The 20,576-nt window shown below is 42.8% G+C and carries 14 protein-coding genes; all 14 read left to right on the plus strand.

What is annotated here, in order from left to right; genetic code table 11:
• Positions 1-19: 19 nt before the first annotated feature.
• The 14 genes from MWU84_RS08485 (at position 20) to MWU84_RS08550 (ending at position 20,445) form a co-directional block, all read left to right on the plus strand.
• Positions 20-1,762, plus strand: coding sequence for a RagB/SusD family nutrient uptake outer membrane protein (locus MWU84_RS08485; protein WP_246900598.1), 1,743 nt, complete (start codon positions 20-22; stop codon positions 1,760-1,762).
• A 319-nt stretch (positions 1,763-2,081) separates the two neighbouring features.
• Entirely contained in the window at positions 2,082-3,107 is a 1,026-nt protein-coding gene (locus MWU84_RS08490) for a LacI family DNA-binding transcriptional regulator (RefSeq protein WP_246900599.1), read from the plus strand.
• A gap of 141 nt (positions 3,108-3,248) precedes the next feature.
• Positions 3,249-4,190 (plus strand): class II fructose-bisphosphate aldolase, encoded by a 942-nt coding sequence (locus MWU84_RS08495; RefSeq protein ID WP_246900600.1) that lies wholly within the window; start codon positions 3,249-3,251, stop codon positions 4,188-4,190.
• Between the two features lie 11 nt (positions 4,191-4,201).
• The gene (gene iolB, locus MWU84_RS08500; RefSeq protein ID WP_246900601.1) at positions 4,202-5,077 is read left to right on the plus strand and encodes a 5-deoxy-glucuronate isomerase; all 876 of its coding nucleotides are present in this window, start codon (positions 4,202-4,204) and stop codon (positions 5,075-5,077) included.
• A gap of 6 nt (positions 5,078-5,083) precedes the next feature.
• Complete coding sequence (gene iolC, locus MWU84_RS08505) at positions 5,084-6,097, plus strand: 5-dehydro-2-deoxygluconokinase (RefSeq protein ID WP_246900604.1); 1,014 nt, start codon at positions 5,084-5,086, stop codon at positions 6,095-6,097.
• 11 nt (positions 6,098-6,108) lie between these two features.
• A complete protein-coding gene (gene iolD, locus MWU84_RS08510; protein ID WP_246900606.1) occupies positions 6,109-7,968 on the plus strand; it encodes a 3D-(3,5/4)-trihydroxycyclohexane-1,2-dione acylhydrolase (decyclizing) in 1,860 nt (619 codons plus the stop codon).
• 19 nt (positions 7,969-7,987) lie between these two features.
• Entirely contained in the window at positions 7,988-9,586 is a 1,599-nt protein-coding gene (locus MWU84_RS08515) for a solute:sodium symporter family transporter (RefSeq protein WP_246900608.1), read from the plus strand.
• Positions 9,587-9,620: 34 nt separating this feature from the next.
• Complete coding sequence (locus MWU84_RS08520; RefSeq protein ID WP_246900610.1) at positions 9,621-11,096, plus strand: CoA-acylating methylmalonate-semialdehyde dehydrogenase; 1,476 nt, start codon at positions 9,621-9,623, stop codon at positions 11,094-11,096.
• 12 nt (positions 11,097-11,108) lie between these two features.
• The gene (locus MWU84_RS08525) at positions 11,109-12,014 is read left to right on the plus strand and encodes a sugar phosphate isomerase/epimerase (protein ID WP_246900613.1); all 906 of its coding nucleotides are present in this window, start codon (positions 11,109-11,111) and stop codon (positions 12,012-12,014) included.
• A gap of 43 nt (positions 12,015-12,057) precedes the next feature.
• Positions 12,058-13,068: an inositol 2-dehydrogenase gene (gene iolG / locus MWU84_RS08530; protein ID WP_246900615.1), complete on the plus strand. Its 1,011-nt coding sequence runs from the start codon at positions 12,058-12,060 to the stop codon at positions 13,066-13,068.
• 294 nt (positions 13,069-13,362) lie between these two features.
• Positions 13,363-13,944, plus strand: coding sequence for an RNA polymerase sigma-70 factor (locus MWU84_RS08535; RefSeq protein WP_246900618.1), 582 nt, complete (start codon positions 13,363-13,365; stop codon positions 13,942-13,944).
• Between the two features lie 66 nt (positions 13,945-14,010).
• Positions 14,011-15,153: a FecR domain-containing protein gene (locus tag MWU84_RS08540; RefSeq protein ID WP_246900620.1), complete on the plus strand. Its 1,143-nt coding sequence runs from the start codon at positions 14,011-14,013 to the stop codon at positions 15,151-15,153.
• Positions 15,154-15,331: 178 nt separating this feature from the next.
• A complete protein-coding gene (locus tag MWU84_RS08545; RefSeq protein ID WP_246900622.1) occupies positions 15,332-18,853 on the plus strand; it encodes a SusC/RagA family TonB-linked outer membrane protein in 3,522 nt (1,173 codons plus the stop codon).
• Positions 18,854-18,864: 11 nt separating this feature from the next.
• Positions 18,865-20,445 carry a SusD/RagB family nutrient-binding outer membrane lipoprotein gene (locus MWU84_RS08550; protein ID WP_246900624.1) on the plus strand — a complete coding sequence of 527 codons (1,581 nt, stop codon included), beginning with the start codon at positions 18,865-18,867 and terminating at the stop codon, positions 20,443-20,445.
• Positions 20,446-20,576: the final 131 nt, after the last annotated feature.

Raw genomic sequence — 20,576 nt, forward strand, 5'->3', positions numbered from 1 at the left:
TCAAAAAATTCTGTCAAAAATGAAAAATAGATTTTTAAATATAGCACTAGTGGTCTGTGCGTTGTTTAACTTTAACTGTACGGACCTGGAAGAAGAAAGACTGGATGAAGCTGAATTTGGAGGCCAGTCAGAAACCGTTAGCGGTGCCATTGCACCAGCTTATGGATTTGTTTCCTGGGTATGGAGGCATACTAATTATTATGGATTACAACTTATCGCCTCCGATGAGGCAATACTACCTTTTCGAGGGGGAACCGACTGGTTTGACGGAGGTAAGTTCATAGCCACGCACCAGCATACCATCACCCCGACGAACGATTTGGTTGGTGCTGGTTGGAACCAGCTTACGACCAATATCTCCAGAACATTGTCGGCCATTGAAGTGCTGACTCCGTTGGCAGATGAGGGGAACGCCGAGGCTGCCGAGGCATTGTATGAAATGAAGGCCTTACGGGCATATTTGAATATGTTGATGTTGGATAGTTGGGGCCTTGTGCTTAAGAAGGAATCATCGGACCAGCTTTCAGAAGTGCTCCGGCGCGAAGAAGCCATTGATTATATTGAAAGTGAGCTGCTATCTGTCGTGGATGTCATCAATTCCAGCAGAGGCCCCGGTAGGATAACCCAAGCTGCAGTATGGGGCTTTCTGGCAAGGTTGTACCTAAATGCCGCTGTTTATCGTGACCCCTATGGTACGCCGAACTTTACTCAGGAAGATATGAGCTTGGTTATACAGTATACGGACAACATCATCAATTCCGCTGCGTTCTCCTTGTCTCCAGAATATTTTGAACTGTTCAACGACGACAACAATAGCAATCCAGAGCTTATATTTGCTTTGGACCAACGTGGTGTGCTAAATAGGGAGCATAGCCGATGGGCATATTGGTCTATCGCAGGATCCTTGTTTCCAAGACCTGAATTTCCTAGTGCCGATGGTACCGACGGACCCGCAGTTACCTCAGACTTTTATCAAACATGGGTAGATGCCTACGGGGAAGTGGATCCTGCTGATGCAGATGCACGGTTCTATCAAAAGAATACCATTGTTCCTGATGCTCAGCTGATAGACTTTGAAGGTCGTGAGCAAGTGCTCGCTACCGAAACGGAAAACAGTTATTACTGTGTAGAGCCGAACGAATTTGAGATAGACCGTGGAATTCTACGCGGCACCTTGTGGGGGCCTAGAAAAGGAGATGATGGCGCATTTTTGACCTGTGATACCGGAGTTAGAATTTACCCGGTTAAAAACAGACGGGGAAATGGGCCTGAATATGTAAGCCATACCCTAGACGTTGACTTTACCAATGAAGGTTCCTTGCATCATACAGGATTCAGATGCTCCAAGTACCAGTTTAGCCGTACTTCGCCAAACGGTAACAATTTTAGTAGCGTGGATCTAGTGTTGATGCGTTTGGCAGAGGTGTATTTGATGAGGGCGGAAGCCAAATTAAGAAGCGATGATGCAGGTGGTGCGCTTGTTGATGTAAATACACTAAGAGCCTCAAGAACCGCCCGCCCAGATCAAACTCCAGAGGCATTGGAAGCGATTGATTTGGACATAATGTTCCGCGAGCGGGGCTTTGAACTCTACTGGGAAGGCTTTAGACGTGGAGACCAAATTAGATTTGGAAAATACGAAGATTCTTGGACCGAGAAGACCGATACGGATGTAAATCACAGATTATTCCCTATTCCGCAAAGTGCAGTCGATGCCGCATCGGGTATTGATGGTTTTTTAGAGCAGAATCAAGGTTATTAACAATTAGCTTGAATTAATTTTAGATAAAGGCGGACGAAAAATGTCCGCCTTTATTCTTTAGGGGATGGTATGGTTTCTTAAAATTCATGAAAAATTAGCCGCTAACATTCTAATCATTAGAAGGTGCTTCCAATTATCCTGTAGCATTATTCTCCAAGAGTTTGCCTTTAGGATTGCATTAAGAATTTTTGTTGTATTTTGTCTTGAATGTTCAATTCCATAATTTGTACTTATTATAATTGGTGCGGTCTACAGAGCTGCATTTTATTATCAATGTGAATATGATTAGGCAAGTAAGGATAGTAAATAGAGACTTTTTATGAAGAAGGGCCGCGTTACCATTAAGGACATTGCACGAGAGCTCAACATTGCTCCTTCTACCGTTTCTAGGGCATTGAACGACCACCCAGCAATAAAAAAGGAGACCAAGGTTGCCGTTAAGGCACTGGCGGAAGCATTGGATTATCAACCTAATCTACTGGCCTTGAACCTACTGCAGAAAAAATCCAATACCATTGGGGTTATTGTGCCTGAAATTACGGGCCATTTTTTTTCAGCAATAATTACCGGGATACAGGATGTAATCGTTAATTCCGAGTACAATATCATGATTTGTCTATCCAATGAGTCTTACGAAGAGGAGATGACTATTGTAAAAAGACTGTCCAAGATTCAGATAGATGGGGTCTTGGTGTCGCCATCATCCGAGACAAAAAATTTTGACCATTTTCGGAGGCTTCAAAAAAGTGGTATCCCCGTGGTGGTTTTTGATAGGGACTGCCCGGGACTGGAGGCCGATAAGGTCTTGGTGGACGATTATTTTGGAGCGCTTCAGGCTGTAGAATATTTAATTGGAACGGGTTGCAAAAACATCGCACACTTAGGAGGCCCCCTAAACTTGAGCACCACAGACCACAGGCTTCAGGGTTATTTGGACGCTCTTAAGAAAAACAAGATAGCTGTAAATGAAGAATACATAGTTCACGTTCCCGGGTTTTCCAATAAGGACGGAATAAAGCCTACCAAAAAGTTATTGGGACTCAGAAAACGTCCGGACGCTATTTTCGCCTACAACGACAATATCGCCATTTCTGCCATGCACATTGCCAAAAAAATAGGTTTGAATATTCCTGGGGAAATCTCCATTGTAGGATTTGATGATGAACCGCATTCCAATTATATAACCCCTTCCTTATCTACTGTTTGGCAACCTGTTTATAGCATGGGAATGCTATCCGCAAGAATTTTATTAAGTCATTTGAACGACAAGGATGCCGATCTGAAATTTCGAAGAGAAGTCTTTAAGCCAGAACTTGTTATACGGGCTTCATCCAAAGGAAATTAAGTGCCTCGCCAAAGCTGGGATAATTCTACCCCTATGCAAACCTTTGCATAGACATTTGATGTTGAATTCTTCGAAACATCAATTATTTATTGTTATTTGTATAAAAGTTTAAGACAATAAATAATAATATCAAAATTTTGCATGAAAGTATCGCCCAAGATATTTTTTGACCATTGCTATGGCAAATATGCCATTCCAGCAGTCAATGTTTTTACCATGGAACAGGTCCTCGGACTTTTTAGCTCTGGAGAAAGGGCCAATGCCCCATTTATGGTGCAAATTACACCTGCTGCAAGGAATTATGCCCATCCCGAAATGCTCATATCCATGATCAACGCGGCGTCCAAAATATATTCCAAAGCGGTGTACTCGGTTCACCTGGATCATGGAAATGAGGATCATGCTTTTAATGCGATAAAGTCCAACGACTATGACTCCATTATGATCGATGCGTCGCACGACAGCTTTAATGAAAACGTAAAAAGAACGAAAGCCGTTGTGCAGGAGGCACATAAAAGGAACATCGTCGTGGAAGCAGAACTAGGGGTGTTAAGCGGAGTTGAGGATGATCTGACTATAGATGAGAAGCACGCCAAATATACCCAGCCGTCCGAAGTGCATGAGTTTGTTGAGCTAACAGGCTGCGATAGTTTGGCCGTAGCGGTAGGTACTAGTCATGGGGCCTATAAATTTTCTGGGGGAGCTGGAATTCAGTTTAAAATATTGGAGGAAATTCAACAAAGATTGCCTAAATTTCCTATAGTGTTACACGGCGGATCTGCCGTTAATTTGGAAGAAATAAACCGCATTAATCAGGCGGGAGGGCAGTTGGACAAAGGTGCTTCAGGGGTTTCACCCGAGGGGATTGTAAAATCTATCGCCTATGGAGTGTGCAAGATCAACATAGCCACGGATACAAGACTTTTATGGGCAAGGGTTCATAGGGAATTCTTTAGGGATACTCCCGAGCTTTTCGACCCTGTAATTCCCGGGAAGGCCTATATCGGGGAATACGAGAAATTCATGCTGGAAAAATTCGATCTATTGGGGGCCACGGGGAAAGTAAGCGACATGAAATTTTAAGATAAAAAAATATGGAACATAATTCACATTTGCAGATCAAACCAAAATCAAAAACAGGAATTTATCATCAGATTACCCCCGCATCCGCCAATTGGGAATATCTCAATTTTGAGGCTAGGCTAATGGCCAAGGGCGAAACTTGGCAACACAACACCGAGGATAACGAAATGGTGATAGTGCTTTTGAGCGGGAATTTTAAAGTGGAAAGTGATAAGGGAAACTGGGAAACAAAAAATGGCAGGAAGGATGTTTTTAGTGGCGTAGCCCATACCCTTTATTTATCACGTAACAGTACGTTTACACTAACAGCTATGAGCGATACTTTGGACATAGGGTACGGTTGGTGTAAGGTTGAGGAAGATTTTCCGGCAAAATTCGTAACGCCAGAGGATACCCCCGTAGTAATTTTTGGAGGTGATAATGCCACGCGGCAGTTCAATGATCTGGTACCTCCAGGTTTTGGATGTAGCAAAATAGTGGTCCGTGAAGTATATACCCCTTCCGGTAATTGGAGTTCCTTTCCTGCCCATAAACATGATGAGCGCATTGTGGATGCAAAAGGGACTGTTTTGGAACCCATACAGGAGGAGACTTATTTCTATAAGTTCCAAAAACCGGAGGCTTACGCCATACAACAAGTCTACACCAAAGACAGGTCGCTGGACGAAATAGTTAGGCCCAGACATAATGACGTGGTGTTGATACCCAAAGGTTTCCATCCTGTGGTGGCGGAGCATGGTTTTCATTGTTATTATCTTAATTTCCTGGCCGGTACGGATCAGTGCCTTGCCAATACCACCGACCCTGATCATGAATGGATTTACGATTCTTGGACCTCCAAGGACAAAAGATTGCCGTTGGTAACGGCGGAAATGAATAAACAATAATTGGAAATGAGCGATAAAAAATTTGATGTAATTACGTTTGGAAGGTCTAGTATTGATCTTTATTCACAGAATATTGGTTCGCCATTTAATGATATTAAAGGGTTCGATGCCTTTGTGGGAGGGTCTCCGTTAAATATAGCCGTGGGCTGTGCAAGATTGGGGGTAAATGCCAGTCTGTTGACAGCGGTAGGGAACGACAAAGTGGGAGAGTTTATCCTGAATTTCTTGAACGGGGAAGGGGTCAATACCCACTGTATCCCTGTGAAGAACGGGGCTAGAAGTAGTGCAGTTGTTCTGGGAATTGAACCTCCGGATAAATTTCCCTTGGTTTATTATAGGGACAATGCAGCGGATAGTCAAGTGGATATTGATGATGTTGACAAGGCCAATATTCCGGACTATAAAATATTATTGATCAACGGTACCGCATTAAATATAGAACCTACCAGAAGTGCTACTTTTTATGCCACCGAAATAGCCAATAGGTCTAATGTTGATGTGGTGCTCGATTTGGATTTTAGGGCGGACCAATGGCATGATTACAGGGCGTTTGGACTTACGGTCAGGGCTGTACTTCCTAGAGTGAAAATGGCTATTGGTACGGAAGAGGAAATTATTGCCGCCACCCTAATAGATTCCTCCCAGGTAACCATAAAGGAACAACAGATATCCGCCCCCGAAATAATAGGGGATATAGATGAATCCATTGCACAATTATTGTCTTCCGGAATAGAGACCCTAATTGTTAAACGTGGGGAGAAAGGTGCCAGCATTTACCAAAAGGATGGTTCCAGAGAGGATGTTCCCGGATTTCCAGTAACAGTTTTAAATGTACTTGGAGCCGGAGATGCCTTCGCCAGCGGGTTTTTATATGGTGTCCTTCAAGGTTGGGATTTAAAGAAGGCTTGTAGAATGGGCAATGCCAGTGGAGCTCAAGTAGTGACGAAAAAGGGCTGTGCCAACTTCATGCCTACTCTGGAAGAATCCATGGACTTTATAAAACAAAAGGGCGGATTTTAATTCTAAAAGAGATGAAAACAAAAAAACTTACAGTGGCACAAGCCACGATTGCCTATCTAAAGAACCAATACGTAGAACGGGATGGGGTTCAGAACAAATTTTTTGCCGGTTGTCTTGGTATTTTAGGACATGGGAACGTAGCGGGAATAGGACAGGCCTTGCATCAGAATTTAGACTTTCCATATTATGTGGCAAGGAACGAACAGGGTATGGTGCATACGGCAGCGGCCTTTGCCAGAGTAAAGAATAGGTTGCAGACTTTTGTCTGTACATCCTCTATAGGCCCCGGAGCTACCAATATGCTCACCGGAGCGGCAGCGGCCACCATCAATAGGATTCCTGTCCTCTTGATTCCAGGGGATATATTTGCTACCAGACAGGTGGCCCCGGTACTGCAGCAGTTGGAATCCAATCTCACCCAAGATATATCCGTCAATGATTGCTTTAAGCCTGTTTCCAAATACTGGGACAGGATCAATAGACCGGAACAATTGATTACAGCTTTGCCAGAAGTAATGAGGGTACTTACATCCCAGGCCGAAACAGGAACGGTTACCTTGTGCATACCACAGGATGTACAGGCGGAAGCCTATGATTTTCCCGTGGAAATGTTCCAGAAACGTGTTTGGTATGTGGGCAGGACCATGCCCGACAAAACGCTTTTGTCCAGGGCAATCCAACAAATAAAGGAAAGTAAAAGACCCGTAATCATTGCAGGAGGTGGTACTATTTATAGCGATGCCACCGCAATTTTAAAAAAATTGGTCAATAGAACCGGAATCCCCGTTGCCGAAACCTTTGCGGGAAAAGGCTCTTTGGATTATAGCGAACCTCAGAATTTGGGAGCAGCAGGGGTAACCGGAACCCCTGGGGCCATAGAGATTGCAAAGGAGGCCGACCTGGTTATAGGGATAGGTACCAGATATAGCGATTTTACTACCATCTCCAAGTCGGCTTTCCAAGACCCCAATGTTCGGTTTATCAATATAAATATTACGGAATTCGATTCCTTTAAGCATGGGGCACTGCCATTGGTAGGGGATGCCAAAGCTATATTGGAAACCCTGGACAAGGAACTTTCGAATTATGAAGTAAATGGGGAATATCGTAAAAAAGTAGAAAATTTTAATAAGAGCTGGGATCAATTTGTAGCGGAAATCTATGCGGAAAAGAATGAGTTGCCTGCGTTTCAAGGGGAGGTGATAGGAGCGGTAAATTCCTTTTCCAACCCAGAAGATATAGTGCTGTGTGCTGCTGGCAGCCTGCCGGGAGACCTACATAAATTGTGGCGTACCCGAAACCCGAAAGGCTTCCATCTGGAATACGGTTATTCCTGTATGGGTTATGAGATTGCCGGTGGCCTAGGTGCTAAAATGGCACGCCCTGATAGCGAAATATATGTTATGGTGGGCGATGGAAGCTACCTAATGATGTCCCAAGAGATTGTTACATCGATCCAAGAAAAACAGAAAATGACCATTATTCTATTGAACAATGATGGTTATTCCAGTATTGGAAGTCTGTCCAGTTCTCTTGGAAGCGAAGGCTTTGGGACCTACTACCGATATAGAAATGAGGAGACGGACCAATTGGACGGGGGGAAGTTGCCCATAGATTATGCCGCCAATGCAGCCAGTATGGGAGCGCATGTTATTAAAGCCTCCAATGTTAAGGAATTGAATACGGCCCTTGAAACGGCCAAAACCATAGACAAGACTACGGTAATCTATATTGAGGTAGATCGTAAAAAGGCTGTGCCCGGATTTGCCTGGTGGGATGTGGCCGTAGCCGAAGTATCCGAGAAAGATGCCGTGAAGAATTCATTGAAGACCTCTCTGGAAAATAAAAAGACCCAGAAGTATTACTTATAGACCATAACCAACCAAACTTATGAATTCTGACATCATCATTATTTTAACTTCGTTCCTGATTTTTACGGGAGGGGTTGCATTTTTCACATGGTACAGTCTTAGAAAAACAAACTTAACATCCTCCGATGGCTATTTCTTGGGAGGTAGAAGTCTTACCGGAATCGTTATTGCAGGTTCCATGTTATTGACAAACATTTCCTCGGAACACCTTATTGGGATGAACGGTAATTCCTATGTAAATGGTTTTATCGTTATTGCCTGGGAAGTTACTTCCTCGATAGCACTGGTAATTGCGGCCATTTTCTTTGTCCCCAAGTATTTGAAAATGGGATTGACCACCATACCCCAATTTTTGGAAAATAGATTTGATGGGATGACCAGGACTATGGTAGCCGCCATTTTAATATTTTCATTTGTAGTTACCCTGCTACCGATCGTGTTGTATTCCGGGGCAATAGGTATTGAAAGCTTATTTGGGGTTTCAGAACTATTGGGGATAGATAAGACAGAAGGCCTATGGGTGACCGTTGTAATTATTGGGGTGATAGGGTCCATATATGCCATCTTTGGAGGTCTAAAGGCCGTGGCCTATTCTGATACCATTAATGGATTTGGACTTCTGCTCGGTGGCTTGTTGATACCGATATTGGCTTTGATGGCCATTGGCGACAATAATATTGTGGACGGCTTGGTAAAGGTGTACAAATACGCTCCTGAGAAATTCAATGTAGTTGGTGCTAGGGATTCTGTCTTGCCATTCGAAGTCTTGTTTACGGGCTTGATCATCAATCAGCTCTATTTCTGGGGGATGAACCAAACCATAATCCAAAGGGCTTTGGGGGCGAAAAATTTGAAGGAAGCCCAAAAAGGACTTCTAATAACTGGACTTTGTAAGATATTGATTCCCTTGATCATTGTTCTGCCAGGAGTTATTTGTTATTATTATTTTCAGGATACCTTTTTTGACCAACAGGACACGGTGTATCCCCAACTGGTAAAAAAAGTACTGCCGATTTGGTTGATAGGGTTTTTTGCAGCCGTAATCATGGGTGCAGTACTGAGCACCTTTAATTCGGTATTGAACTCTGTGGCTACTTTATTCAGTATGGATATTTATAAAAAGCACATTGCCAAGAATGTCAGTGATACCAAGCTGGTGAAGATAGGAAAGGTTACCTCGGCGATTTTGGCGGTAGCGGCCATCTTTGCAGCCCCCATGGTGGCCAATGCTTCGGACGGATTGTATCAATTGCTGCAGGAGCTTAACGGGATATTTTTTATTCCTATTGCCTCCATTTTGTTGGCAGGCTTCTTTATGAAAAGAGTTTCGGCAATGGGTGCTAAAGTGGCCCTGATATTTGGACTTTGTTTTTATATTTTTATGACCTGGGGCTATACTGGCCACGGTATTCATTTTGTGCATTTATGGGGAATTGAGTTCTTGCTGAATGTAGCCATAATGTATTCGGTATCTTACTTTTATCCGAATAGTAACCAGTATGAAATTACCGATGTTGGCGCTGTCAACCTGAAGACTTGGAAGTATACCATACCCATGTCCATTGGTTTATGCGCTGTTACAGTACTAATCTATATTTTGCTCTGGAACAACCAGTAGCACTACCATGATCAATAATATTAAATAATAAAAAATGGAAATTTTAAAAAATTATATCGATGGTGCTTGGACCCCAAGCACATCCAACGAAACAATAGATATTGTAAACCCGGCCACCCAGGAAATCTTGGCCAAGGTGCCTTTTGGAAAGGATACCCAAAAGGATGTTGATTTGGCAGTAACTTCGGCCTCCAAAGCTTATCTTGAATGGAGTAAGGTTCCTGTACTTAAAAGGGTTCAGGTGCTATATCGCTTAAAGGCCCTTATGGAGGAGAATACCGAAATTCTTGCCGAAATTATCACCAATGAGTCCGGGAAAACATATGGGGAATCCGTAGGGGAAATCCAAAGGGCAATAGAAAATATCGAAGTTGCCTGTGGTACTCCTATGTTAATGGCGGGCGATGTTATTGAGGATATTGCTAGTGGAATAGACGAGATGATGATTAGGCAGCCCATTGGGGTGGCGGCCTGTATTACGCCTTTCAACTTTCCTAGCATGATCGTTTTTTGGTTCTTGCCCTATGCCATTGCCACAGGTAATGCCTTTGTAGTGAAGCCATCTGAGAAGGTACCCATGACCATGATGAAGATTTTTGAGTTTTTGGACCAATTGGATATTCCAAAGGGACTGGTTAGCCTTGTGCACGGCGGTAAGGATTCCGTAGACGCAATCTTGGAGCACCCCTCCATAAAAGCGGTGAGCTTTGTGGGCAGTACTCCTGTAGCCAGATATATTTATTCCAAGGGTACCGCCAATGGTAAGAGGGTACAGGCTCAAGGAGGAGCCAAGAATCCAGTAGTGGTGCTGCCGGATGCGGATATTGAGATGTCCACCAAAATCATTGCTGACTCCGTTTATGGTTGTGCAGGACAAAGGTGTTTGGCTGCCTCTACGATCATTACTGTGGATGACCAAAAAAGACAGATAAAGGATGCCCTTTATGAAACGGTTAAATCCCGAACTACCGGTTATGGTCTCGACAGGGAGGTAAATATGGGGCCTGTAATTACTCCGGAGAGTAAGATGAGAATAACAGGATTGATCCAGAAAGGAATAGATGAGGGTGCCAAAGTGCTTCTGGATGGGAGAAATACTTCCATTGCAGGGTATGAGAAAGGAAACTTCCTAAACCCTACAATTTTGGAGAATGTTGCCTTGGATAAGGAGCTTATTAGGACGGAGATTTTTGGTCCTGTGATGAGTCTGATATCCATGAAAAATATAGATGAAGCCCTAAAATTTGTCAATAGTGGCAATTATGGGAATATGGCCTGTTTATTTACGGGTAGTGGTGCCAATGCACGACGGTTTAGAAATGAGGCCGATGCCGGAAATATTGGAATCAATATAGGGGTCGCGGCACCAATGGCCCAGTTCCCATTTAGTGGTTGGAAGGATAGCTTCTTTGGCGACCTGCACGGGCAGGGCAAACATGCTATCGAATTCTTTACGCAGACCAAGGTAATTATTGAGAGATGGCCGAATATTTGGTCAAGAAAATTTTAATGAAATTATAAAATGATGAAAATCGCAAATGCTCCATGCTCATGGGGCGCCTTGGAATTTGACCTGGAAGAAAAATCCGAAGAGATAGGATTTGAACAGGTGCTGGACGAAATAAAGGAAACCGGATATATAGGCACGGAGTTAGGGGACTGGGGCTATATGCCTACTACTCCCAGTCTACTCAAAGTGGAATTGGATAAAAGGCATTTGGATCTTTTGGGTGCTTTTGTTCCCGTAGCTTTGGCCAAAGCTGCCAACCATGATGCAGGTGTTGTTTCTGCCTTAAAAGTAGCGGAACTTATGTTCAATGCCGGCTACACGAATTCTTTTATTGTTTTGGCAGATGACAATGGTTCCGTTCCCGAACGCACTAAAAATGCGGGAAGAATTACTCCTGCTATGGGACTCTCGGAAGAACAGTGGAAAGTATATGCCGCAGGTGCAGAAAGGATAGCGAAGGCAGTGAAGGATGCCTACGGTATAAGGACGGTATTTCATCATCACTGTGCCGGATATGTAGAAACCCCTGAAGAAATAGATAAACTCATGGCCCTGACCGATACGGAATTGTTGGGATTGTGTTTGGATATGGGACATTATGCCTTTGGAGGAGGTGATCCTGTAAAGGCCCTGAAAAAGTATGGCAAAAGAATTTGGCATGTGCATTTTAAGGATTATAGTCCTAAAGCGGCCAAAGCGTCCCGGGAGGCCAACGGGGATTATTTTGATGCTATTAAAAGGGGGGTATTCTGCGAACTAGGAAAAGGTGCGGTAGATTTTCAATCCATTGTAAAGATACTGGAAGAAATGAAATATAACGATTGGATAGTAGTGGAGCAGGACATTCTACCGGGCATGGGAAATCCCAAAATATGTGCACAGGCCAATAGGGATTACATAAAATCCTTAGGGTTATAGACAAATCAAAGTTTACGAAACAATTTTAAAGAAATATACATCAATGACTAAAGTTAAATTCGCGGTAGCAGGGTTGGGAAGGATAGGAAAGATCCATTTGGAAAACCTGCTGCAGATGGAAAATGTGGAAGTGGTGGCTGTAATGGATCCTATGGAGGAATGCCGGAAATATGCAAGGGAAAAGAAAATACCCAACATAACCAACACCTACGAGGAGCTATTGATGGTGGCCCCTTTCGATGCGGTGGTCATCTGTTCCCCTACCGATACCCATGCCAATTATGTTGAAATGGCGGCGAAAGCTGGGTTACAGGTTTTTTGTGAGAAACCTTTGGATTTATCCATGCAGCGGGTAGTTGAGGTTTTAAAAGTGGTCAAGGAAGCTGATATTAAGTTGATGTTGGGTTTTAATCGCCGATTCGATAAGGAGTTTAGAAAAGTTCATGAATTGGTAAAGCAGGGTGCCGTAGGGCAGCCCCACTTGGTAAAAATAACCAGTCGGGATCCGGGAGCGCCACCGGTAAGCTATATTAAACAATCTGGAGGTCTATTTTTAGATATGACCATACACGACTTTGATATGGCCAGATTTGTAGTGGGCAAGGAAATCGAAGAGGTCTATGCCAAAGGAGCAGTCCTTGTGGATCCAGCTATAGGCGAGGCAGGGGATATAGATACTGCTGTGGTTACCTTGACCTATACGGACGGTACCATGGCCGTTATAGACAATAGTAGGGAAGCCGCTTATGGCTATGACCAAAGAATAGAGGTGTTCGGATCCAAAGGAATGGCACAGGCAGACAATAATTATGAAGATTCACATAGGTTGTATACCCATAAAGGAATCCAAGGTTCACTACCGTTGCACTTTTTTTTGGAAAGATACGCCGAGGCCTATAAAACCGAAATGTCGAGTTTTGTGAAGAGTTTGAAGAATGGGGATGCCGTTGCGGTGGACGGTATAGATGGATTAAAGTCCCTGCAAATTGGCCTAGCGGCCATAAAATCATTAAAAGAAAAAAGACCTGTAAAAATTGAGGATATAGGGAATTAGCCTCTGTAAAATTCCGAAAATCTAAAATCAAATTTTATAGGCATAGTAAAGAAATTTGATTCTTGGTTAAATTGTAATTTTTTGTTAAATTGGGGTGAATTTGTTTTGTCAATGGTAGGGGATGTTGTTGGGAAAGGGAAACAAATTAGATGACATGTATTATAGATATAGAATGATCATAGTGGTGGCGATGAAGATTTAATAGAATCTATGGGCCATGTGATAAATAGATGATTCTGTCTAGTGTCTAGGTAATTAAATTGATCTATCCGGATATTTAAACCTATTTATAAGTTGAAAAAAGGTCAGCCCAATATCAACAATGAATTTTTTCTTTCCCTATTGGAAAAGGGAGAGAAATGTGCATTTGAGACCTTGTTCAGACTCTACTATACCAAATTGGTAAATATAGCCAAAGGTTATCTAGTGTATCATCAGGAGGCCGAGAACATTGTCCAGAGTGTATTTCTGAAATTATGGGAAAATAAAGGGTCTCTAAAGGAGGTTACCAATATTAATAACTACTTGTATACCATGACCAAGAATTCTTGCTTGGACCAATTGAAGCACGAAAAGGTTAAGAGGAACTACATAGATAATAGTTATCGCATAAAATCCGAAATTCAATATAAATTTATTCAAGATGAAGCAGCCTCCCTGTTACTTGAAAACGAATTGGAAAGCAAAATTATTCATAGTATAGAATTACTACCTGAAAAATGCAAAAATATTTTCAAGAAGAGCCGACTAGAGGGCTTGAAGCATAGTGAAATAGCAGCACAGATGGGTGTTTCCCACAAAACGGTAGATAACCATATTGCCACTGCCCTGAGGCATATGAGGTTTCATTTAAGGGAATTTATCTCAATTTCATAATAAATTTATTATCCAGCACTAGGTGTAAATCTTTTCTAAATCGTCTATAAAGGGTAACACATGACGATGCTAGATCAAAAAATATACAAATACTTAAGGGGTACTGCAACTTCAAAGGAGGAAAAGGAAGTTCAGGACTGGATTGTTTCTTCGGATCAAAATGCGAAAAGATTCTTTGAGATCAAGGCCAAATATGTGGCATCCACCTTGGATGAAACGGATGTAGATTTAGATCCCTCCTTCCAAGGTATTGTCAATGCCCAAAAAACAACCTCCAGAAATGGACGTCGTCTTCCACTTGCTATTTTGAAATCGGCTGCTATTTTAACAATTCTTGTAGGGCTAGGTTTTATATTTAGGAATACTATTGTTGATTCCCGTACTGCACCAGTTATTCCTGGTGATGCCATTATATTACAGTTGGAAAATGGAAATATTGAGGTAATCTCAGAAGGGGGAGAGGCCAAGGTTGTAGATTCTGAAGGCAATGTATTGGGGGCCCAACAAGGGGCACAGTTAGTCTATAAGAACAATGGGACTTCAAAAGAGGAGATAACCTACAATACGCTCACGGTTCCCTATGGTAAGAGATTTGATCTGTTGCTTTCCGATGGAACCCAGATAACTCTTAATTCTGGAACATCCCTCAAATATCCAGTACAATTCTTAAAAACAAAAAACAGGCAGGTTTTTCTGGATGGGGAAGCTTTTTTTAATGTAGCCAAGGATTCGTTAAATCCCTTTATAGTAAATACCAATGGACTTAATGTGCGTGTTTTGGGGACAAAATTTAATTTATCCTCCTATCCGGAAGATCAATATGTCAATACTACGCTTGTAGAGGGGTCGGTTTCTGTTTACAATAAACAGGACACTTTTGATTCTTCCAATGCTTCTTTATTGGAACCTGGATTTAAAGCGGAATGGAACAAATACAATAAACAGATTTTAGTCGAAGAGGCTGATATAGCCATGCATACCGATTGGTTGAACGGGAAAATCATTTTGAGACATGTTCCCTTTAAGAACATAGTAAAGAAATTGGAACGGCACTATAATGTGGAGATCGTGAACAATAATCCCGAACTTGATGAAGAATTGTTTACGGCAAGTTTTGATGTTGAAACCATTGACCAAGTGTTTAAAACCTTTAACCTCACCTATGAAATGAATTATAAGATCAACGACAGACAAATAATTATCAACTAACTAACAAACAAAACAACTGCCAATGAATTAGACTTTCTAAAATTTAAATGGATCACAAATATTTTGCAAGCACTTAAATTGTAAGGTATAAAAGCAAAAAAAAAATCGGAAAGTGCGCCAACACTTCCCGATGAAATGTGATTAAATGAATTAACCACGTAAAAAACACTACAAAAATATGAAAAACCTAATTAGGCTGGGGAGGGAATCCCATTTTCAGCTACAATATGATTTGAAAATGAAGCTAACTACATCGTTGTTATTGATTGTATCGCTTTTTCAAATTCATGCTAACGAAACTTATGGTCAAAAGACCAAAGTTACCTTGAACCTCGAAAATGTAAGCATTGAAAGTGTATTGAACAGAATTGAGTCGCTTACAGAATTCAAATTCATGTATAATGATAAGGAGGTAGATTATAAAAAAATTGTCTCCGTGAGCGCTGATAAAGAATTGGTAACTACAATTCTTGATAGAATTTTTTCTGAGATGCACATTACCTATGAGGTATTGGATAAACAGATAGTGCTTAAACCGGAAAAAAATATTCCCCACCCAACTAGGGACGAAGAAAGAAAGGTTGAGTTGTATCAGCCATTTAAGGTAAATGGTACTATTTTGGATAATGACGGGACTCCATTACCGGGAGCGAACGTTCTGGAAAAAGGAACGACCAACGGTACCCAGTCCGATTTTGACGGTAATTTTTCCATAGAGGTAAATGGGCCAAACGCAGTTCTAGTAGTTTCTTATATAGGTTTTACTACAACGGAAATGGCACTAAACGGGCAGACCAATGTTTCTATTACCTTGGAAGAGAGCGCTACCGGTCTAAGTGAAGTAGTAGTAACGGCTTTGGGGATTAAAAGGGAAAAGAAGTCCCTGGGATACGCATCCCAAGAGCTTGATGGCGAGCAGGTATCCGCGGCCAGGGAGCCCAATCTTTTGAACGGCATTTCCGGAAAGGTGGCCGGTCTACAGATTACCAATAGTCCTTCCGGTCTGGGAGGTTCTGCCAGAGTATCCATTAGAGGCGATGCTTCCTTGAACATCAATGGCAACTCTCCCTTGTTCATAGTCGATGGAACGCCTATCAGCAACGAAATTGTTGGTTCCAGTGGTTCGGGCACACAGGATGTGGATTATGGAAACGGAGCTTCAGAAATAAATCCGGAGAATATAGAATCCATCAACGTTCTTAAAGGGCCTGCCGCTGCTGCATTATATGGGGCCAGAGCAGCAAACGGGGCCATTATTATAACCACCAAGAAGGGGATTACCAAAAAAGGTCAGTTGGGTGTTTCCATCAATTCCGGTATCACCATGGAAAGTGTCCTGCTTTTGCCCGATTGGCAAAATGAATATGGACAAGGTAACAACCAGCAATTTGCATTTGTTGATGGGAGTGGTAGTGGTATAGCCGATGGTGTCGATGAGAGTTGGGGACCTAAATTGGATACCGGCCTTATGATCCCACAATTCGATTCGCCTCGTGAGGACGGAACTCGGGGTGGGGATTATCTAGTGAGCGATTCCCCTATAATTCCAACTCCTTGGGTTTCCAATCCTGATAACACTTTGGATTTTTTCAATACCGGTTACACCAAAACCAATAGCATTGCCATTTCAAAATCGGGTGACCTTGGAAATATTAGATTCTCTTACCAAAATCTGGATCAGGAGGGCATTGTGCCGAATACGGACCTTAGAAGAAATACCTTCAATTTGAATACGGGCCTTAACCTGACTGATAAACTGACGATCAATACCAATGTAAATTATATAAAATCCGATAGTGACAATAGGCCTTCCCTAAGTTATGGTACGGAAAGTATCATGTACCTTTTTATTTGGTATGGAAGGCAATTGAATACGAACAGTATGAGGGATTATTGGATGCCGGGCAGGGAAGACTTGCAGCAGTTCAACTATAATTACAATTATCATGACAACCCCTTCTTTAACGTATATGAAAATACCAATTCACAGAACAAGGATAGGGTGTACGGAAATATTAGCGCCAACTATGCCATAAACGATAATTGGAATTTAATGGTGAGGACCGGAAGGGATTTTTACCGCGACCTAAGGGGCAAAAAGAGGGCCTTCAGTACCCAGCGTTTTCCTCTGGGATATTATAGGGAGGACAATGTGTTTTTTGAAGAGTCCAACACGGATTTCTTGCTTTCATATGATAAGACCTTCAAAGAAAAATGGAACGTAAATATATCGGCTGGTGGCAACCAATTTCGCCAAAAACAAGAGTATACCCAAACTGTGGCCCCACAGTTGATCAACCCCGGGGTCTATTCCTTTAACAATACCAGAAGGCCGCTGGAAGTATATACGAACAACGAACAGAAGAGGATCAACAGCCTCTACGGTTTTGCCAGGTTTGCCTATGATAATCTGCTTTTTTTGGATGTGACAGGGCGGAACGATTGGTCCAGTACCCTGCCCACGGATAACAATTCCTATTTCTATCCATCGGTTACGCTGAGTGCTATAGCCAGTGATATGTTCACAATGCCCGAATTTGTGTCCTTTGCAAAATTGCGGGCGGCATATGCAGAGGTAGGTAATGATACGGACCCCTACAAACTTTCAAGCTTCTTTACCAATGAAACACCGTTTGGGGACAATCCCATTCTAACGGAATCTTCGCTGATCCCCAATGCAGCTCTAAAACCGGAAATTACCTCTTCCTATGAGATTGGTGCCGATATCCGTTTGTTCCAGAGCAGGTTGAATTTGGATGCCACCTATTATGACGGTCGCACCAAGAACCAGATCATACCTATAAGTACTGATATTTCAAGTGGATATACCAGTAAGTTGATCAATGCCGGTGAGGTCAGGAATTATGGGTTCGAGGCCATGTTGAATGTTGTACCCGTTAGGACGGAAAACTTTACTTGGAACACCATGTTCAACTATTCCAGAAACAGGAGCGAGGTTACCGATCTGGGTGGGATAGATTATACGCTTACAGAGCGGAACAGTGTCTTTATCCAGGCTAGGGAAGGCGGTTCCATCAGTGCCATTTATGGTAGGGGATTCCAACGTGTAGAAGACGAGAACAGTGAGTATTACGGGCAAATGATCGTAAATAACAGCGGTATCCCCATTAGAACGGACGATCTGGTGTACCAGGGCGATTACGCCCCCGATTATACCTTGGGGATACTGAACAGCTTTAAGTATAAGTCCTTGGATCTTGGGTTTATGTTCGATATTCGGCAAGGGGGCATAGTAGTGTCCAGGACCAAAACCATAGGCTCCACCTCCGGGCAGTTGAAAGAGACTTTGGAAGGTAGGGAGACCGGAATAGTGGCGGACGGTGTATTGGAGACCTCACCGGGCGTATATACCCCCAATACCATTAATGTGGATGTCAGGACCTACAACAACCGCTACTATGAGCGGGATAACGTAGAGGCTGCCAAGTACGACGCCTCCTATACGAAATTGCGAGAAGTCACCTTAGGGTATACGCTGCCCAAGCGTATTATTGATAAACTCCCCGTAAGTAAGGCAAGGTTGTCGTTGACAGGAAGAAATTTGGCGCTATGGACGGACAACCCCCATTTTGATCCGGAAACCGTCTCGGTTGCCGGTGGTACCCTGCAGCCCGGTATAGAGAATATGTCCTATCCCAGTACCAGAACATACACGCTGAATTTACAAATCGATTTTTAATTGCATAAAAGATGAAAAACATACATATATCAAAAAAGGGTTTCTTCACGATGTTTCTTTTGGCAGCTTTTATGGGTTGTACGGAAGACTTTGAAGAAATAAACCAAAATCCCAACTTTCCAGAGCAAGCTTCCTCGGAACTGCTCTTACCGGGGGTTTTAAGACAAATGGCCTATAATTGGGGGAACCAAGGATGGGAAGAGGGTTTTACCGTGGTCCAATATGGAGCGCGACTGCAGTTTACCTCAGGGGATATATATCAGTGGTCCCCTACCAGTGACCCTTATAATGACGCTTATGACGGACTGCGCGATATTGAGAATATTATTCGCGATACCAGGGAAAATCCGGATCGCCAAAATTATTACGGTGTTGGGCTTATCGTAAAATCATGGATCTATTCCTACCTTACGGATGCTTATGGCGATGTGCCCTACGCGGACGCCGTAAAGGGGATCACGGATGATAATATTACCCCGGAATTTACGCCCCAACAGGAAATTTATGACGGTCTTTTGGCCGACTTAAAAGCAGCCAATACAGCATTGACCGGAACACAGAATATATCCGGGGATATTTTGTACGGTGGGGATGTTTTGAAATGGAGGAAGTTTGCCAATTCGCTCAGGCTCCGTCTGTTGATGAGGATCAGTGATGTGGACCAGGCCAAAGCTACGGCCGGTATGGTAGAGATTATGGGAGACCCAACAACATACCCCATATTTGAAAGCAATGGGGATGCAGCGCTCTTGCAATGGAATTCCGATAATCCACAACCCAAATACAATACAAGATCCGGTAGTTTTGATGAGGTTAGGCTGAGCCTTACCCTGGAGACCAGATTGAAGGATCTGAACGATAGAAGGCTTATTGTTTTTGCGCAGCCTACTTCCAATTCCGGAAAGGGAATCTATTCTGACAATCTGGATGATTATGTAGGTATGCCCAACGGCCTGGATGATGAGGCCGCCCTAGGATACAGCCCTACCGGAAACCCCGATGAGGTGGGGTCCAATTTTATTTCGCGAATTGGTATTTTATTGGCGTGCAGGGCCTGTAATGTAGAGCTTGCTTCCCCAACGGCTTCACAGACCATTATAATGGATTATTCCGAGCTACAGTTTATCCTTGCAGAGGCCAGGGAAAGAAATCTTATCACCGTAGGTGATGCCGCCACTTACTATGAAAATGGTATCCGAGCGTCCTTTTCGTACTACTTGGATAGGATCGTTGCCGGCGGATGGAACGAAATTGCTGCAGATCTTCAAGCTTTTGACCTGGATGCCTATATAGCGCAGACTACAGTGGCCTATACCGGAACAACCGCTGAAAAGTTGGAAAAGGTAGCCCTTCAAAAATGGATAGCTCTCTTTTATACCGGTTTTGAAGCGTGGTCCGATTGGAGGCGTACCGGAATGCCGGAAGTTATACCAGGTCCGGATGCCGTAAACGATAAAAAGGTCCCGGTAAGGTTCCAGTATCCCAATTCCGTAAAATCAACCAATAATGCCAACTACCAGCAGGCTGTTACCCGAATGGGCGGGGACGACCTAAACACGAGATTATGGTGGGATGTTGCCGATAATAATTAATGGTGCAACCAAGAAAAAGCAAATTATAAATCTATTGAACCATAGGGATTTTTCCCTATGGTTTTTTGTTAAAAAAATATAGTTTGATTCAATTTAATAGGGTGATGTTTTTTGTAAATCATTGTATATTA

This window comes from Arenibacter sp. F20364 (assembly GCF_023015905.1).
In the GTDB taxonomy this organism is placed as follows: domain Bacteria; phylum Bacteroidota; class Bacteroidia; order Flavobacteriales; family Flavobacteriaceae; genus Arenibacter.

Excerpts from the sequence above, each read along its gene's own strand:
- MWU84_RS08485 (WP_246900598.1), top strand. The coding sequence starts at position 20 with ATGAAAAATAGATTTTTAAATATAGCACTAGTGGTCTGTGCGTTGTTT.
- MWU84_RS08490 (WP_246900599.1), top strand. The coding sequence starts at position 2,082 with ATGAAGAAGGGCCGCGTTACCATTAAGGACATTGCACGAGAGCTCAAC.
- MWU84_RS08495 (WP_246900600.1), top strand. The coding sequence starts at position 3,249 with ATGAAAGTATCGCCCAAGATATTTTTTGACCATTGCTATGGCAAATAT.
- iolB (WP_246900601.1), top strand. The coding sequence starts at position 4,202 with ATGGAACATAATTCACATTTGCAGATCAAACCAAAATCAAAAACAGGA.
- iolC (WP_246900604.1), top strand. The coding sequence starts at position 5,084 with ATGAGCGATAAAAAATTTGATGTAATTACGTTTGGAAGGTCTAGTATT.
- iolD (WP_246900606.1), top strand. The coding sequence starts at position 6,109 with ATGAAAACAAAAAAACTTACAGTGGCACAAGCCACGATTGCCTATCTA.
- MWU84_RS08515 (WP_246900608.1), top strand. The coding sequence starts at position 7,988 with ATGAATTCTGACATCATCATTATTTTAACTTCGTTCCTGATTTTTACG.
- MWU84_RS08520 (WP_246900610.1), top strand. The coding sequence starts at position 9,621 with ATGGAAATTTTAAAAAATTATATCGATGGTGCTTGGACCCCAAGCACA.
- MWU84_RS08525 (WP_246900613.1), top strand. The coding sequence starts at position 11,109 with ATGATGAAAATCGCAAATGCTCCATGCTCATGGGGCGCCTTGGAATTT.
- iolG (WP_246900615.1), top strand. The coding sequence starts at position 12,058 with ATGACTAAAGTTAAATTCGCGGTAGCAGGGTTGGGAAGGATAGGAAAG.
- MWU84_RS08540 (WP_246900620.1), top strand. The coding sequence starts at position 14,011 with ATGCTAGATCAAAAAATATACAAATACTTAAGGGGTACTGCAACTTCA.
- MWU84_RS08545 (WP_246900622.1), top strand. The coding sequence starts at position 15,332 with ATGAAAAACCTAATTAGGCTGGGGAGGGAATCCCATTTTCAGCTACAA.
- MWU84_RS08550 (WP_246900624.1), top strand. The coding sequence starts at position 18,865 with ATGAAAAACATACATATATCAAAAAAGGGTTTCTTCACGATGTTTCTT.